The sequence below is a fragment of the Enterobacter sp. 168J2 genome (assembly GCF_034107265.1).
Lineage (GTDB): Bacteria > Pseudomonadota > Gammaproteobacteria > Enterobacterales > Enterobacteriaceae > Enterobacter > Enterobacter nematophilus.
The window spans coordinates 84273-101182 of the sequence record NZ_JAWNEB010000007.1 but is presented as its reverse complement, the minus strand read 5'-3'; the positions used below and the strand labels follow the sequence as shown (position 1 = coordinate 101182).

Annotated in this window: 15 protein-coding genes and 1 pseudogene; 7 read left to right on the top strand and 9 right to left on the bottom strand. The window is 58.1% G+C overall.

Translation table 11 applies throughout. The features are described 5' to 3' along the window. Positions 1–2: 2 nt before the first annotated feature. The 6 genes from USG84_RS17955 to USG84_RS17930 form a co-directional block, all read right to left on the bottom strand. The gene (locus tag USG84_RS17955) at positions 3–260 is read right to left on the bottom strand and encodes a phosphopantetheine-binding protein (RefSeq protein ID WP_028014701.1); all 258 of its coding nucleotides are present in this window, start codon (positions 258–260) and stop codon (positions 3–5) included. Continuing rightward, positions 241–1056: a lysophospholipid acyltransferase family protein gene (locus USG84_RS17950; protein WP_061099613.1), complete on the bottom strand. Its 816-nt coding sequence runs from the start codon at positions 1054–1056 to the stop codon at positions 241–243. The genes USG84_RS17955 and USG84_RS17950 overlap by 20 nt, the downstream gene beginning before the upstream one ends. Next, positions 1053–1775: a beta-ketoacyl synthase chain length factor gene (locus USG84_RS17945; RefSeq protein WP_151412428.1), complete on the bottom strand. Its 723-nt coding sequence runs from the start codon at positions 1773–1775 to the stop codon at positions 1053–1055. The genes USG84_RS17950 and USG84_RS17945 overlap by 4 nt, the downstream gene beginning before the upstream one ends. Positions 1776–1840: 65 nt before the next feature. Next, positions 1841–2905 carry a class I SAM-dependent methyltransferase gene (locus tag USG84_RS17940; RefSeq protein WP_126327239.1) on the bottom strand — a complete coding sequence of 355 codons (1065 nt, stop codon included), beginning with the start codon at positions 2903–2905 and terminating at the stop codon, positions 1841–1843. A gap of 68 nt (positions 2906–2973) precedes the next feature. Next, positions 2974–3363, bottom strand: coding sequence for a hypothetical protein (locus USG84_RS17935; protein WP_061096845.1), 390 nt, complete (start codon positions 3361–3363; stop codon positions 2974–2976). 320 nt (positions 3364–3683) lie between these two features. Continuing rightward, positions 3684–4733 (bottom strand): AI-2E family transporter, encoded by a 1050-nt coding sequence (locus tag USG84_RS17930; protein WP_041911893.1) that lies wholly within the window; start codon positions 4731–4733, stop codon positions 3684–3686. A 109-nt stretch (positions 4734–4842) separates the two neighbouring features. Here USG84_RS17930 and USG84_RS17925 point away from each other — a divergent pair. Beyond that, positions 4843–6095, top strand: a pseudogene (locus tag USG84_RS17925) (MFS transporter). 4 nt (positions 6096–6099) lie between these two features. Here USG84_RS17925 and USG84_RS17920 read toward each other — a convergent pair. Then, positions 6100–6657 (bottom strand): DcrB family lipoprotein, encoded by a 558-nt coding sequence (locus tag USG84_RS17920; RefSeq protein WP_028014694.1) that lies wholly within the window; start codon positions 6655–6657, stop codon positions 6100–6102. 72 nt (positions 6658–6729) lie between these two features. Beyond that, complete coding sequence (locus USG84_RS17915) at positions 6730–7395, bottom strand: 7-cyano-7-deazaguanine/7-aminomethyl-7-deazaguanine transporter (protein WP_151412429.1); 666 nt, start codon at positions 7393–7395, stop codon at positions 6730–6732. 167 nt (positions 7396–7562) lie between these two features. Here USG84_RS17915 and tusA point away from each other — a divergent pair, with 167 nt between their 5' ends. Further along, a complete protein-coding gene (gene tusA, locus USG84_RS17910) occupies positions 7563–7805 on the top strand; it encodes a sulfurtransferase TusA (protein WP_008503071.1) in 243 nt (80 codons plus the stop codon). Between the two features lie 92 nt (positions 7806–7897). On the opposite strand, the gene yhgN is transcribed toward tusA, so the two are convergent. Then, the gene (gene yhgN, locus USG84_RS17905) at positions 7898–8491 is read right to left on the bottom strand and encodes an NAAT family transporter YhgN (RefSeq protein ID WP_003861574.1); all 594 of its coding nucleotides are present in this window, start codon (positions 8489–8491) and stop codon (positions 7898–7900) included. A 177-nt stretch (positions 8492–8668) separates the two neighbouring features. Here yhgN and asd point away from each other — a divergent pair, with 177 nt between their 5' ends. From asd to glgA, 5 genes are all read left to right on the top strand, one after another. Then, positions 8669–9772, top strand: a complete 1104-nt coding sequence (gene asd, locus USG84_RS17900; RefSeq protein ID WP_061096847.1) for an aspartate-semialdehyde dehydrogenase — start codon at positions 8669–8671, stop codon at positions 9770–9772. A 231-nt stretch (positions 9773–10003) separates the two neighbouring features. Then, the gene (gene glgB / locus USG84_RS17895) at positions 10004–12190 is read left to right on the top strand and encodes a 1,4-alpha-glucan branching enzyme (RefSeq protein ID WP_061096848.1); all 2187 of its coding nucleotides are present in this window, start codon (positions 10004–10006) and stop codon (positions 12188–12190) included. Continuing rightward, a complete protein-coding gene (glgX, locus tag USG84_RS17890; protein WP_151412430.1) occupies positions 12187–14160 on the top strand; it encodes a glycogen debranching protein GlgX in 1974 nt (657 codons plus the stop codon). The genes glgB and glgX overlap by 4 nt, the downstream gene beginning before the upstream one ends. 17 nt (positions 14161–14177) lie before the next feature. Beyond that, a complete protein-coding gene (gene glgC / locus USG84_RS17885) occupies positions 14178–15473 on the top strand; it encodes a glucose-1-phosphate adenylyltransferase (RefSeq protein ID WP_028014690.1) in 1296 nt (431 codons plus the stop codon). Further along, entirely contained in the window at positions 15473–16906 is a 1434-nt protein-coding gene (glgA, locus tag USG84_RS17880; protein ID WP_061096850.1) for a glycogen synthase GlgA, read from the top strand. Before glgC ends, glgA begins: the two co-directional genes overlap by 1 nt. Positions 16907–16910: the final 4 nt, after the last annotated feature.

Here is a 16910-nt window from a genome sequence, read left to right as displayed (position 1 = left end):
TCTCAGGCGCGTTGGGCGTGGATAAAGGACGCCAGGGTGGCGACGGAAAAGAAGTGCTGGCGCATCTCTTCGCTTTCGGCAGAAAGCACCACGCCATACTGGTTTTTCACCGCCAGACCCAGCTCCAGCGCGTCGATAGAGTCGAGACCCAGCCCGTCGCCAAACAGCGCGGCATCGGTATCAATATCCTCTGCGGTAAGCTCGTCCAGATTCAGCGTGGTGATAATGAGATTCTTAATTTCAAGATAAAGCGCTTGCATCATTAATTCCTGACAAAGATTGAAGGCCTGATGTTAATCGATGCTGCAGGTGCCGGTTTAACTGCCTTGCCGCCAGTGCCGGTTCTTGTTGCCTTGCATCGTAAAATTCGTCGATGTTCACGCGATCGCGCACATCGACGGTAAAGACGGGTTTTGCGGGCGGTACATCATACCAGCGGCTTTTTTTATCCAGCAGGTGCTCGCTGCAGTGGATGAGTACGATCCGCAGATCGCTGCGGCAGCGCACGGCGATATTTGCCGCGCCGCGCTGGAGGGCGATAGCCTCGCCTGGCCGGGTACGCGTGCCTTCCGGGAAGATCAACAGCGTGTCGCCCTGGGCCAGACGCTGCTGGCTGGCGGCGAGCAGGGGCTCGGCTTCACTGTTAATCAGATAATCCGCCGCGCGGATAACGCCGCTGACAAAGGGGTTGCGCAGCAGCGCGCTTTTCACCAGACAGTCGGTTTCGGGCATCACCGACGCCAGAATCACGTAGTCAATTAACGTGGGGTGGTTAGCCACCACCAGACAGCCCCGATCGCCGCGCAGGGCATCAAGATTGTGAATGCGATAGTCCAGCACCCCGGTGCCGCGGGCAACGGTTAAGAAGAAGCGGAAGCTGGCCGCAATGCTGCGGCGCGCCAGGCGACGGCGTTTGGCGCGATCGCGCTGAACAATCAGCAGCAGGTTGAACCAGACCAGCGACAGCAGCAGGCCGCCCGCGCCAAACAGCACGAAGCAGAATCCGGTCATGACCAGACGCCATAACCAATTGATCCGGGCGGCCAGGCGGTTCATTGGCGCGCCCACTGCCACAGCAGGCGTTCGCCGGGCACCACAAACTGACGCTCCTCGCGGAGATAGCGTTGCAGGAACATCAGGCTTTGCGGCAGGGCGGGTTCCTCACCCGTGCTGCCGCTGCGGGTTTCGCACTGTAATCCGTTGCCGGATTCAATCAGCAGCGCCACCGCGTACGGCCAGGTGGGCATCTGCGGCGGTAGCGCCGGATGGTAAAATTCCGGCAGCGCGCCGTCAAAATCCACCAGCAGGACGCGGGAGTAGCCCGCGTGCAGCAGGCTCAGCACTTCACACAGGGCCTGCTGGAAGGTATCCAGCCCGGCTGAAATGGATGACGAGACAACAGGCTGGCGAGCGGCGATCGTGAGATTGCCCACCGCGGAATTGTGCACGGACATGGCGAAGTCGGTGGGCGAGACGGCCTGCCCGGTCGCCAGCGTGTGCAGAATACGGTAATTGCGCTCCAGCTCGCCGTGGCGGCTGGAGTAGACGACGGCATCAACGGCGTGGCTTTGCAGCATGGCAAGACCAATATCTACCGCCAGCTTACTGCCTGAGTTAAGGCGGCGCGCGGTCATCATGGGTAACGCGGTCAGCCGGGGCAGAGGAGCCGTTGGGTCGATGGTCGACTGCAGGCGCGACCACGCCTGCCACTCTGCGGCATCGCTTAGTCCTGGCGCTCTTGCCTGCCAGTCAATAATGTTCAGTGAAAATTTCATCTACGCGCGTCCGCGGAATACCGTATTCAAAGGGCAGGCTGGGCCACCCGGGCAGCCAGGCTGCGCTATTGTTCACGTTTGGTGCAAATTAACAGGGTATGACCTACCCCAAGGTTATCCAGCCGCTGCTCTATGCTGAAGCCCGCCCTTTCCAGGTAGTGATAAAACTTCTCTACGCTGTAAAACCGGCTATTGCCATTCGCCATACAGGTGAAATAGAGCGAGGTGGCATTCAGGCTGAAAGCCGCCGCTTCATATTTCTGGGCATCCCAGAAAAGCTCCATAATGCACAACCGTGCGCCTGGCTTCATGACCTCTGCGACGCGCGTCAGCATGGCGACAATCTGATCCGGAGAGAAACAGTCCAGGAACTGGCTCATCCACCAGACGTCGGCATCTCCCGGCAATGCCGACGGACTAAGCATATCGACAGCATGGAATCCAATACGATGAGAAAAACCTGCTTTTTCGATGTTTTCCTGCGCCAGCGCTATCTGCTGCGGGAGATCGAGGATCGTCACGGCAACATTGTCGTCATAGCGGCAGCAGCGTAACGACCATTTACCCGTATTTCCGCCCACATCGTACAATTTTGTCGGCGAGCTTGCGAATATATATGGCAGCGCAGCGTCAAAAGCGGCGTCAGAATAGTAATGATCGAAGGCAAACCAGCTCTCTTTTGCCGGGGCTGGAAGCTGGGATAAGGCCGGATAGATGGTTGGCCAGTCGCCAAACACGGATAATCCAGCCGGTTTTTCTTTCTGCAGGGCGTCGGCCAGGTGAAATAATCCCTGGTAACAGACGTCCTGCGTGAAATCCATATTAACGCGGGTCATGGGATCGTGGAGTAAGAAATGGCCCACTTTCGCCAGGAAATAACGACCTTCTTTATAAGTAATTATCCGCCCGCTTAATCCCATGTCTAACAATACGCTGACGGCATAACTGCTCAGGGTACTGTTTTCGGTTATTTCGTCGAGGCTTGCCCCCTTATTACCCTGTTTATCGAGCCAGGCGAGAACGCCCGAGTTACGCAGACAAAGCGCGGTCTGAAATAACATCGGCGCAAAAGCGATGCGTTGCGCTTCGGTAATGGCATCCAGCGCGCTGAGCGTGTCCTTTTCGTACATTGTTGCGTAACCTTTCAGGGCAAGAAATGAGGTTATCGGGCCATGTCCGGCCCGACTTTAGAAAAATATTACAGCGCGGCGCCCGCAGAGAGGTTCAGCTGAATATCGTGGTCGAGGTTGTTCACCCAGCGGTTATAATTTTTGTGAATTTTACCGTCTGCCGCTTTCAGGTTCAGGCTGCTTTCGTAATTAATTGAATAGCTTGTCGCAGAGTAGGGAATACGCACCTGGACCGAGTGATCGCGTGCCTGCAGACGGCCCTTAATAACGCCCGGGCCCGCTTCCGTCATGATCCAGTCACGCTTCTGGCCTGCTTTCAAAATGGCGGTTTTCACCTGATCGGCAGTATGACCCGCGCTCACGACAGAGTGAACCTGAGCGATAGGGGCGGTACGCGCACAGCCAGCCAGTGCGCCAACGAATACGGCAGCAGCGCACCATTTAACGATCTTTTTCATCAACAACTCCATATCAATAATAACAATTAAAGGTAGTCTTTTTACAAACAAGCATCACCAGGCTTATGGATTAAGTCAGGTGTGTGTTTAATCAATATTAATGTTTACATTACGTCGTCGCTAAGGCGGGGTATAATATCACGCAAAATAATTAATCATTCCGTTTTTTTTAATTTGCTTTAAGGGGCTTGTTGCATATAAGCGAAATCTGGGCGAGTTGATATAAATCGGAATGAATAAGCCTTAACGCAAATAAAAATACCGCGACGGTGAGCGTCGCGGTATTTGACGGTATAAACCAGCTTACACAGACGGATACGTTACCCCGGCAACCGGCTTTTCGGCCGCCCCGGCCCAAGCAGGATCGCCAGCTTGCTGCCCCCTTTGGTGGTTTCCATCCAGATTTTACATACGCTGGTCAGCGGGACCGAGAGCAGCATGCCGACCGGGCCCAGCAGCCATCCCCAAATCAGCAAGGATAAAAACACCACCAGCGTCGACATGCCCAGCCGGTGCCCCATCATGCGCGGTTCAAGAATGTTGCCCAGCACCATATGCACGACGAGGAACAGCGCCCCGACCAGCATACATTCGTAGAAACCGTTAAACAGAAACGCCTGGATCATCGGCGGCACGGCGGAAAGCACCGCGCCGATATTCGGCACGTAGTTCAGCAGAAACGCCAGCACCCCCCACATCAGCGCGAACTGGACGTCCATCAGCATCAGCCCCAGCCAGACGATAATCCCGGTCCAGACGCTCAGCAGCGTTTTCAGCGCCAGATATTTGGAGACGCCCTTTAAGGCGCGGTGCAGGCCGGCAATGTGTATTTGCGGGTTATTTAAAGCAAAGCGCAGCTTATATGGAACATGGCGCACTTCGAACAGCATAAACACCACCGTCATGACCAGCAGCAAAATGCTGGCCATCGCGCCGGACAGACCGGTCATCAGCGTGGTGGCGTAGGTCATGACCTTCTCGGAATCCATCCTGCGCAGCATCCGTTCTGGCGAAATATGCAGGTTAAGAAAGGGCATCATCTCCTGCAGCGCGACGATCTTACGCGTCAGCTCTTTATTGTACTGCGGCAGCATGGTGGAGAATTCGCTCAGCGATGCCGCCAGTACGCCGAAGAGCGCCGTCAGGCCAATCAGCATCACGATAACCACGATGGTGATGGCCACCGGGCGGCTCACGCCCCGGCGTAAAAACCAGGTCACCAGCGGATTGAGGACAATGGCAAAAAAGAGCGCCAGCAGGAGCTGGACGATAATGTCAGCGGCAGCATGAATGCCCGCAAGGATAACCACCAGACAGGCGAGTTTTAATAAGATGTGGAGCCCTGCTTTATCGGGCTGGGGAGCTAACATGCGCGTTCCTTAATATGATGACCCGTTAAGTGTAGTGCCTGGGGGCCGCTTCGTCTGGCACTGATAATCTGAAAGTCGGGGCTGATTTTCTTATTGCGCCGTGGTAATAGTGAAACACTGTTGCAAAAATTCAGGTAGAACCCCATGCCCGAAACTGCCGCCGAACCGGCGCTGAGCGGATTGCGCCTCAATCTGCGTATTGTTTCCGTCGTTATTTTCAACTTTGCCAGCTATCTGACGATCGGCCTGCCGCTGGCGGTGCTGCCGGGCTACGTCCATGACGTGATGGGTTTTAGCGCGTTCTGGGCTGGGCTGGTCATCAGCCTGCAGTATTTCGCCACGCTCCTCAGCCGCCCGCACGCCGGGCGCTACGCCGACCTGTTCGGCCCCAAAAGCATCGTGGTGGTGGGATTATGCGGCTGTTTCCTGAGCGGTCTGAGCTACCTGCTGGCCGCAGCTACCGGCGCCTGGCCGCTGGTCAGCCTGGCGCTGCTGTGCCTGGGCCGCGTCATTCTCGGGTTTGGGCAAAGCCTGGCAGGAACCGGCTCGACGCTGTGGGGCGTGGGGGTTGTCGGTGCGCCGCACATTGGCCGGGTGATCTCCTGGAACGGAATTGTCACCTACGGGGCGATGGCGCTCGGCGCGCCGCTTGGCGTGGCCTGCTATGCCTTCGGCGGGCTGTATGGCCTGTCGCTCACCATTATGGCGGTCGCGCTTGTGGCGATACTGTTTGCGCTGCCGCGCCCGAAGGTGAAGGCCAGCAAGGGCAAGCCGCTGCCGTTTCGGGCCGTGCTGGGGCGCGTCTGGCCGTACGGCATGGCGCTGGCTCTGGCGACCACAGGCTTCGGCGTGATTGCGACCTTCATTACCCTGTTTTATGACGCCAAAGGCTGGGAGGGCGCGGCCTTTGCGTTAACCCTCTTTAGCGGAGCGTTCGTAGGCGCACGCCTGCTTTTCCCGAACGGTATCAACCGTCTGGGTGGGCTGAACGTGGCGATGATCTGCTTTGCGGTTGAGATTGTCGGGCTGCTGTTAACCGGCATCGCCAGCGCGCCCTGGATGGCGAAAATTGGCGTCTTCCTCGCAGGGGCCGGTTTCTCGCTGGTCTTCCCGGCGCTGGGCGTGGTGGCGGTTAAAGCGGTGCCGCAGCAGAACCAGGGGGCGGCGCTGGCGACCTATACGGTATTTATGGATATGTCTTTAGGCATTACCGGGCCGCTGGCGGGGCTGGTGATGGCCTGGGCGGGGGTACCGGTGATCTACCTTGCCGCGGCGGGCCTGGTGATAATTGCCCTGCTGCTGACGTGGCGGCTAAAAAAATGGCCCCCGGTGCAGGCACCGGAGGCCACGTCATCGTCGTGAAGGGTTACTGGATCACGATGGTGTTAATGATGTTTTCAGCAGCCGTCTGCGCTTTCTGCTGATCTTCTGCTGGCAGCGTGATCTGCAGGGTCAGCAGTTTGTTATCAACCTTGCCCAGCACCACAGAAGACCAGGCGGTCTGGCCTTTTGCGGAGATGATGCTGTCCAGCTGCTGCAGCTTGTGGCCTTTCAGCTCGATAGATTTATTGGTTACCACCTGAAGCTGCGGATCGCGGCCGCGCTGCTGGTCTTCCAGACGTTTGGACAGGACGGCCAGGTCTTCGCTGGTGTCGTCGCCTACAATCACAATGACCGCTTTCTGGCCGGTTGCGTCGGAGTAAACGTGCATATTGTTCGCCTGGGTGCCCAGCTTGCCGCTCTGGTCAGTCATATCGGCTGGCAGAGAGAAACTGAGTTTGCCATCCATCAGATTCACCGGCTGACCGGTCGCGTTGCTCTCTGCGGATGCGCCCTGAGCAGGCGTTTTCGTGTCGCTGTTATCACAGGCTGCAAGACCCACAACCAGCAGGCCAATCCCGACATATTTAACCAGATTGCGCATTGACTTCTTCCTTTCGATAAACGGCCATAGCGGCTCATTCACCCATCTTATCACAACTGATAAAGCGAACCCTTAACCAGCCTGCAATGCGGTGATTTCAGATTTATCTGCCAGCCTTTTCAGCAGCATATTCAGCAGCACGCTGTACATCGGCAGGAAGAAGACAATGCTGATGAGCACCTTGAAGCAGTAGTCCACCAGCGCGATCTCCATCCAGTGCTCGGCCATAAAGGCATCCGGGCTGCGCCAGAAGGCGATGAAGAAGAAGGCCAGGGTATCGCTCACGTTGCCGAACAGCGTGGACGCGGTCGGCGCCATCCACCAGCGGTGATTCTGACGCAGGCGGTTAAACACGTGCACGTCGAGGATCTGCCCCAGCGCGTAGGCCATAAAGCTTGCCGCGGCGATACGGGCGACAAACAGGTTGAAGTGGGTTAGCGCCTCAAAGCCCTGCCAGCTTCCCATGTAAAACAGGGAGGAGATCACGTACGAGATGAACAGCGCCGGAAGCATGACCGCAAAGATAATGCGGCGCGCCAGCGGTGCGCCAAAGATACGCACGGTCAGATCGGTGGCGAGGAAAATAAACGGAAAGCTGAACGCGCCCCAGGTGGTATGAAAACCAAAAATGGAGATAGGGAGCTGTACCAGATAGTTGCTGGAGGTGATCACCAGCAAATGGAAAAGCGAAAGCCAGAACAACGCTTTTACGCGCTGTGATTCAGAGAACTGCGTCATATTGTGACCTTTTTATACGTTGGGGTGAGGGAACCCAATAAAAACCGCAGCATGATACTGCTTTGGCTGGACATTGCAATGGTTAGTTTTTGCGCAATCGTTAACCTGGTTTGCATTGCCCGCGCCGGGGCGTAAACTACAGCCGTTTTTACCTGACCGAGAAGATCATGACCGACCTGTTTTCCAGCCCAGACCACACTCTTGATGCCCAGGGCCTTCGCTGCCCGGAGCCGGTAATGATGGTACGTAAGACCGTGCGTAACATGCAGACCGGTGAAACGCTGCTGATTATTGCCGACGATCCGGCCACCACGCGCGATATTCCCGGTTTTTGTACCTTTATGGAGCATGAGCTGGTGGCGCAGCAGACCGAGGCGCTGCCGTATCGGTATTTGATTCGTAAGGGGTAGGTGGGCAGTCCTCTGCGGCCTGATGCCCTCACCCCGGCCCTCTCCCACGGGGAGAGGGTGCAAACACTAAAATTGGCCATGCAGTGGCCTTGCTAGCCTTTCATCCACGCCCGGATCCCGTCCAGGAACATCTGCGTTGCCATCATCACCAGAATCAGCCCCATCAGACGCTCCAGCGCGTTCACCCCTTTCTCACCCAGCAGGCGCAGGAACAGCGACGACTGTAGCAGGATGATAAACGTCCCGCCCCAGGCGATCAGCAGGGCAATCACCAGATGGCTCATCTGGTTCGGATACTGATGCGACAGCAGCATCAGCGTCGCCAGAATCGTTGGTCCGGCGACGAGTGGGATCGCCAGCGGCACAATAAATGGCTCTTCACCCGCGGGCAGGCCGCTGCTGCTGCCTTCGGCGCTCGGGAAGATCATCTTAATGGCGATCAGGAACAGAATAATCCCGCCGGAAATCGAAACCGTTTCGGCGCGCAGGTTCAGGAAGGCGAGAATTTTTTCACCGGCAAACAGGAAGATAAACATCACCAGCAGGGCAATAAGCAGCTCGCGGATCATGATCGCCCGGCGACGCTTCGGCTCGGTGTGTTTCAGCACCGACATGAAGATTGGCAGGTTACCCAGTGGATCCATTATCAGGATCAATAAAACCGCTGCTGAAATGATTTCACTCATGTAAATTATCCCTGAAACTCTCTATGGTTATTATGATAATTAGCTGTATTTCTGATTGCCGGGCAATCATCGATTAATTTCGCTTGCGACTTTGGCAGCATTTTGTAATGTGAAGCATATCCCAGTTCAATACTGGCTTGCACAATCAGCACACACCCTCAGCAGGAAAAAAATGCTATGAAAAACGTTGGTTTTATCGGCTGGCGCGGTATGGTCGGCTCTGTACTCATGCAACGCATGGTTGAAGAGCGCGATTTCGACGCTATCCGCCCGGTCTTCTTCTCCACTTCCCAGCTCGGCCAGGCTGCTCCGTCCTTTGGTGGTACCACAGGCACGTTGCAGGATGCTTACGATCTGGAGGCGTTGAAGGCACTTGATATTATTGTGACCTGCCAGGGCGGCGATTATACCAACGAAATCTATCCAAAGCTGCGTGAAAGCGGCTGGCAGGGCTACTGGATTGACGCGGCTTCTTCGCTGCGCATGAAAGACGATGCCATCATTATTCTCGACCCGGTTAACCAGGGCGTCATCACTGACGGCCTGAACAACGGCGTGAAAACCTTTGTTGGCGGTAACTGCACCGTCAGCCTGATGCTGATGTCCCTCGGCGGCCTGTTCGCGCAGGATCTGGTGGAGTGGGTCTCCGTGGCGACCTACCAGGCCGCGTCCGGCGGCGGCGCGCGTCATATGCGCGAGCTACTGACCCAGATGGGCCAGCTGCACCACAGCGTTGCGGCCGAGCTGGCAAACCCGGCGTCCGCTATTCTTGATATCGAGCGTAAAGTCACCGAGCTGACCCGCAGCGGCGAGCTGCCGGTGGACAACTTCGGCGTACCGCTGGCCGGTGGCCTGATCCCGTGGATCGACAAACAGCTGGACAACGGCCAGACCCGCGAAGAGTGGAAAGGCCAGGCTGAGACCAACAAAATCCTCAATACCGCGTCGGCGATCCCGGTTGACGGTCTGTGCGTGCGTATCGGCGCGCTGCGCTGCCACAGCCAGGCCTTCACCATTAAACTGAAAAAAGATGTGTCTATTCCGACCGTGGAAGAGCTGCTGGCCGCGCACAACCCGTGGGCGAAAGTGGTGCCAAACGATCGCGATATCACCATGCGTGAACTGACTCCGGCAGCCGTTACCGGCACGCTGACCACGCCGGTTGGCCGTCTGCGCAAGCTGAACATGGGGCCGGAGTACCTCTCCGCGTTCACCGTCGGCGACCAGCTCCTGTGGGGTGCCGCCGAACCGCTGCGCCGCATGCTGCGCCAGCTGGCGTAATAATTTGTTAACTACCGGGGGTGATTTTCACCCCCTTTTTTTTGCGTAATACATGGAGTAACGCGCGTATGTCTTATTTTTATCAGGAGTCATGTAGAGCGTTGGCTATGCTTTAAGGAAGAGTCATTTCTTACCTGAGGTTAGGACGGGACTAAGTGGATGCCCGTTCAGGTCACATTAAAGTCGTCCCAGGCGCTAAAAAAGGACGACATAAAAAACAGGATGAATACCATGTCCGATCGTGTGGATAGAGACGTGATTAATGCGCTTATTGCGGGTCACTTTGCCGACCCCTTTTCCGTGCTGGGGATGCACCATACAGAGGCCGGGCTGGAAGTCCGGGCGTTGTTACCGGATGCCACCGAAGTCTGGGTCATTGAGCCCAAAACCGGCCGCAAGGTGGGCAATCTGGAGTGCCTCGACTCGCGCGGCTTCTTCTCGGGCGTCATGCCCCGCCGTAAAAACCCCTTTCGCTATCAGCTCGCCGTTATCTGGCACGGCCAGCAAAACCTGATTGACGATCCCTACAGCTTTGGCCCTCTGCTGAAAGAGATGGATGCCTGGCTGCTCTCCGAAGGCACTCATCTTCGCCCTTATGAAACGCTGGGTGCCCATGCGGATACCATGGACGGAATTACCGGTACGCGGTTTGCCGTGTGGGCGCCTAACGCCCAGCGCGTCTCCGTCGTTGGGCAGTTCAACTACTGGGACGGTCGCCGCCACCCGATGCGCCTGCGCCGTGAGACGGGCATCTGGGAGCTGTTTATCCCCGGGGCGCATAACGGCCAGCTCTACAAATTCGAAATGATCGACGCGCACGGCAAGCTGCGCATTAAAGCCGACCCGTATGCCTTCGAAGCGCAGATGCGCCCGGATACCGCGTCGCTGATTTGCGGCCTGCCGGAGAAGGTCGTCCAGACCGAGGAGCGCAAGCAGGCCAACCGCTTTGATGCGCCGATCTCCGTTTACGAAGTCCATCTCGGCTCCTGGCGCCGCCACACCGATAACAACTTCTGGCTCAGCTACCGGGAGCTCGCCGACCAGCTGGTGCCGTACGCCAAATGGATGGGCTTTACCCACCTTGAGCTGCTGCCGGTTAACGAGCATCCGTTCGACGGCAGCTGGGGCTATCAGCCCACCGGGCTGTACGCCCCGACGCGCCGCTTCGGCACGCGGGATGACTTCCGCTATTTCATTGATGCCGCGCACGCCGCCGGGCTGAACGTGATCCTCGACTGGGTGCCGGGCCATTTCCCGTCGGATGATTTTGCGCTGGCAGAGTTCGACGGCACGAAGCTGTACGAGCACAGCGACCCGCGAGAAGGCTATCACCAGGACTGGAACACGCTGATCTACAACTACGGTCGCCGTGAAGTCGCCAACTACCTGGTCGGGAACGCGCTGTACTGGATAGAACGGTTTGGCATTGACGCCCTGCGCGTGGATGCGGTGGCGTCGATGATCTACCGCGACTACAGCCGCAAAGAGGGGGAGTGGATCCCGAACGAGTATGGCGGCCGTGAAAACCTGGAAGCGATTGAGTTCCTGCGCAATACCAACCGCATCATTGGCGAGCAGGTGGACGGCGCCGTGACCATGGCGGAAGAGTCGACGGACTTTGCGGGCGTCTCTCGCCCTCCGTCATCAGGCGGTCTGGGGTTCTGGTATAAGTGGAACCTGGGCTGGATGCACGACACGCTCGACTACATGAAGCTCGACCCGGTTTATCGTCAGTATCACCACGATAAGCTCACCTTTGGACTGCTCTACAACTACACCGAAAACTTCATGCTGCCGCTGTCGCACGATGAAGTGGTGCACGGCAAAAAATCCATTCTCGACCGCATGCCGGGCGACGCGTGGCAGAAGTTTGCCAACCTGCGCGCCTACTACGGCTGGATGTTTGCCTTCCCGGGCAAAAAGCTGCTGTTTATGGGCAATGAGTTCGCCCAGGGGCGCGAGTGGAACCACGACTCAAGCCTCGACTGGCATCTGCTGGAAGGCGGCGATAACTGGCACCACGGCGTGCAGCGCCTGGTGCGCGACCTGAACCTGACCTACCGCCACCACAAAGCGCTGCACGAGCTGGACTTCGACCCGTACGGCTTTGAGTGGCTGGTGGTGGACGACCACGAGCGCTCGGTGTTTGTCTTTGTGCGTCGCGATAAAGCGGGCAACGAGATCATCGTCGCCAGCAACTTCACGCCGGTGCCGCGTGAACACTACCGCTTCGGCATCAACCAGCCGGGCAAATGGCGCGAGATCCTGAATACCGATTCCATGCACTACCACGGCAGCAACGCCGGTAACGGCGGGCTGGTGCAAAGCGATGCGATTGAAAGCCACGGGCGGCCAAACTCCCTGAGCCTGACGCTGCCGCCGCTTGGCACCATCTGGCTGATGCGGGAGGGCGAATGACGCAGCTTTCGGCAGGTAAACCCGAACCGCTCGGCGCGAGCTTTGACGGAAAGGGGGTGAACTTCACGCTCTTTTCTGCTCACGCGGAGCGGGTGGAGCTCTGCGTGTTTGACGGGGAGGGTAACGAGCACCGTTACGATTTACCGTCCCGCACGGGAGACATCTGGCACGGTTACCTGTCCGGCGGGCGTCCGGGAATGCACTACGGTTTTCGCGTCCACGGCCCGTGGGAGCCTTCGCAGGGGCACTGGTTTAACCCGGCGAAGCTGCTGATTGACCCGTGCGCGCACCGCGTGGACGGCGAGTTTAAAGACGACCCGCTGTTCCACGTCGGCTACGGCGAACCGGACCACCGCGACAGCGCGCCCGTCGCGCCCAAAAGCGCGGTGGTGCACGATCTCTACGACTGGGAAGACGATACCCCGCCGCGCACGCCGTGGGGCAACACCGTCATCTATGAAGCGCACGTCAAAGGGCTGACCTACCTGCACCCGTCGATCCCCAAAGAGATGCGCGGCACCTATCAGGCGCTTGGGCATCCGACCATGGTCGCTTACCTGAAGCATTTGGGCATCACGGCCCTGGAGCTGCTGCCCGTGGCGCATTTCGCCAGCGAGCCGCGCCTGCAGCGCCTGGGGCTGAGCAACTACTGGGGCTACAACCCGCTGGCGATGTTTGCCCTGGAGCCGCGCTATGCCGCGCATCCGGAGAAGGCGCGGGATGAGTTTCGCGACGCGGTGAAGGCGCTCCACGCCGCGGGCATTGAGGTCATCCTCGACGTGGTGCTGAACCACAGTGCGGAAAGCGATCTTGACGGTCCGACGCTCTCACAGCGCGGAATCGATAACCGTAGCTATTATTGGATCAGGGAAGATGGCGATTACGAGAACTGGACCGGCTGCGGTAACACCCTCAACCTCAGTCATCCGGCGGTCACGCATTACGCGTACGAGTGCCTGAAATACTGGGTAGAGACGTTCCATGTGGACGGTTTTCGTTTCGACCTGGCGCCCGTGATGGGGCGCACGCCAGCGTTCAGCCAGCAGGCGCCGCTGTTTGAGGCAATCAAGAACTGCCCGGTGCTTTCACAGGTGAAGCTTATTGCCGAGCCGTGGGACATCGGTGAAGGCGGTTATCAGGTGGGGAACTTCCCGCCGCTGTTTGCCGAGTGGAACGACCACTACCGCGACGCTATCCGCCGCTTCTGGCTGGCGCGCGATCTGTCGCTGGGGGAGTTCGCCGGACGCTTTGCCGCCTCCAGCGATCTCTTTAAGCGCGACGGCAAACGTCCGTCGGCCACTATCAACCTGGTGACTGCGCACGACGGTTTTACGCTGCGCGACTGCGTTTGTTTCAATCAGAAACACAATGAGGCCAACGGCGAAGAGAATCGCGATGGCACTAACAATAACCATAGCTTCAATCATGGTATAGAAGGGTTAGGCGGAAGTCTGGATGTGATCGAGCGGCGACGCGCCAGCGTTCATGCGCTGCTGACGACGCTTTTGCTGTCGCAGGGCACGCCGATGCTGCTGGCGGGCGACGAGCACGGCCACAGCCAGCACGGTAACAACAACGCCTATTGCCAGGACAACACCTTAACCTGGCTCGACTGGGGAGAGGCGAACAGCGGATTGACCCATTTCACCGCGGCGCTGATCCACCTTCGCCAGCAGATCCCCGCCCTTACCGCCGACAGCTGGTGGGAAGAGGGCGACGGCAACGTTAGCTGGCTGAATAAAGACGCGCAGCCGTTGAGCGCGCAAGAGTGGCAACACGGCATCACCTGCCTGCAAATCCTGCTCTCGGATAAGTGGCTGGTGACGCTGAACGCGACGGACGACGTCGCAGAGATTGTTTTACCTGACGGGGAGTGGCGAGCTGTTCCCCCCTTTGCCGGAGCGGATAATCCGGTAGTAATGGCTGTCTGGCACGGGCCTGCGCACGGAGTGTGCGTATTCCAAAGATGATAAAAAAGGAGTTAGTCATGGTTAGATTAGAGAAGAACGATCCGTTAATGTTGGCACGCCAGCTACCATTAAAAACCGTTGCCCTGATACTCGCGGGCGGGCGTGGTACCCGTCTGAAAGATTTGACCATCAAGCGCGCCAAGCCGGCCGTTCACTTTGGTGGTAAGTTCCGCATTATCGACTTTGCGCTCTCAAACTGCCTGAACTCGGGCATTCGCCGCATTGGCGTCATTACGCAGTACCAGTCGCACACCCTGGTGCAGCATATCCAGCGCGGCTGGTCATTCTTCAGCGAAGAGATGAACGAGTTTGTCGATCTGCTACCGGCGCAGCAGCGCGTTCACGGTGAGAACTGGTACCGCGGCACGGCGGATGCCGTGACCCAGAACCTCGACATCATTCGCCGCTACAGCGCGGAATACATCGTAATCCTCGCGGGTGACCACATCTACAAGCAGGATTACTCGCACATGCTGATCGACCACGTCGAAAAAGGGGCGCGCTGCACCGTGGCGTGTCTGCCGGTGCCCGTTGCCGAGGCGACGGCGTTTGGCGTGATGCACGTGGATGCGGACGACAAGATTATCGACTTCGTTGAAAAACCGGCGAACCCACCAACCATGCCGGGGGATGACACCAAATCGCTCGCCAGCATGGGGATCTATGTCTTTGATGCAGATTATCTTTATGAGCTGCTGGAAGAAGACGACAAAGACGAAAGCTCCAGCCACGACTTCGGTAAAGACATCATCCCGAAAATTACCAAAGCTGGCATGGCCTATGCACATCCTTTCCCATTGTCCTGCGTGCAGTCCGACCCGAATGCGGAGCCTTACTGGCGCGATGTGGGAACCCTGGAAGCGTACTGGAAAGCCAACCTCGATCTGGCGTCCGTGACGCCTGAGCTGGATATGTACGACCAGAACTGGCCGATTCGTACCCACATGGAATCCCTGCCGCCGGCGAAGTTTGTTCAGGACCGCTCCGGCAGCCACGGCATGACGCTGAACTCGCTGGTCTCTGGCGGGTGCATCATCTCCGGTTCTGTGGTGGTGCAGTCCGTGCTGTTCCCGCGCGTGCGTATAAACTCATTCTGTAATATCGATTCGGCGGTTCTGCTGCCGGATGTCTGGGTAGGGCGTTCGTGTCGTCTGCGTCGCTGCGTGATCGACCGCGCCTGCGTCATTCCTGAGGGAATGGTGATTGGTGAAAACGCGGAAGAAGACGCGCGTCGCTTCTACCGTTCTGAGGAGGGGATCGTGTTAGTCACACGGGAAATGTTGCGGAAGCTGCAGATCAAACAGGAGCGATGATGCAGGTTTTACACGTATGTTCTGAGATGTTCCCGTTGTTAAAAACGGGCGGCCTGGCGGATGTTCTTGGTGCATTACCCGCGGCGCAAATCGCTGGCGGGGTGGATACCCGAGTCCTGCTGCCCGCCTTCCCGGATATCCGGCGCGGCATACCTGATGCAAAGGTCGTGACCCGCCGTGAAACGTTTGCCGGACGCATCACCCTGCTGTTTGGGCATTACAACGGCGTAGGGATCTACCTGATCGACGCGCCGCACCTGTACGACCGTCCGGGCAGCCCGTATCACGATACGAACCTGTTCGCCTATACCGACAACGTGCTGCGCTTTGCGCTGCTCGGCTGGGTGGGGGCGGAGATGGCCGTCGGGCTGGATCCGTTCTGGCGTCCGGATGTGGTGCACGCGCACGACTGGCACGCCGGGCTGGCGCCTGCGTATCTGGCGGCAAAAGGGCATCCGGCAAAATCGGTGTTTACGGTCCACAACCTGGCGTATCAGGGCATGTACTACGCGCATCATATGAATGACATCGATCTGCCATGGTCGTTCTATAACATGCACGGGCTGGAGTTCAACGGGCAAATTTCGTTCCTGAAGGCCGGGCTGTACTACGCCGACCACATCACGGCGGTGAGCCCCACCTACGCGCGTGAAATCACCCAGCCGGAGTTTGGCTACGGTCTGGAAGGATTGCTGCAGCAGCGCCATCGTGAAGGCCGCCTGTCGGGCATTCTGAACGGCGTGGATGAGCAGATCTGGAGCCCGGAAACCGATCTCCTGCTGGCCGCGCGCTATGGCCGCGACTCCGTAGAAGACAAAGCGGAAAACAAACGCCAGCTGCAAATTGCGATGGGGCTGAAGGTCAACGACAAGGTGCCGCTGTTTGCGGTGGTCAGCCGCCTGACCAGCCAGAAGGGGCTGGATCTGGTGCTGGAGGCGCTGCCCGGTTTACTGGAGCAGGGCGGACAGCTGGCGCTGCTCGGCGCGGGCGACCCGGTGCTGCAGGAAGGGTTCCTCGCCGCCGCCGCGGAACATCCGGGGCAGGTGGGCGTGCAGATTGGCTATCACGAAGCGTTCTCGCACCGCATTATGGGCGGCGCGGACGTGATTCTGGTGCCGAGCCGTTTCGAACCTTGCGGCCTGACGCAGCTCTACGGCCTGAAATACGGCACGCTGCCGCTGGTGCGCCGCACGGGCGGGCTGGCGGATACGGTGTCGGATAGCTCTCTGGAAAACCTGGCGGACGGCATCGCCAGCGGGTTTGTCTTTGAAGACAGTAATGCCTGGTCGCTGCTTCGGGCGATTCGGCGTGCTTTCGTCTTGTGGTCCCGTCCATCCCTGTGGCGTTACGTTCAGCGTCAGGCGATGTCCATGGACTTTAGCTGGCACGTTGCGGCGCAGTCGTACCGCGATCTCTATCAACGCTTGATGTAACGAG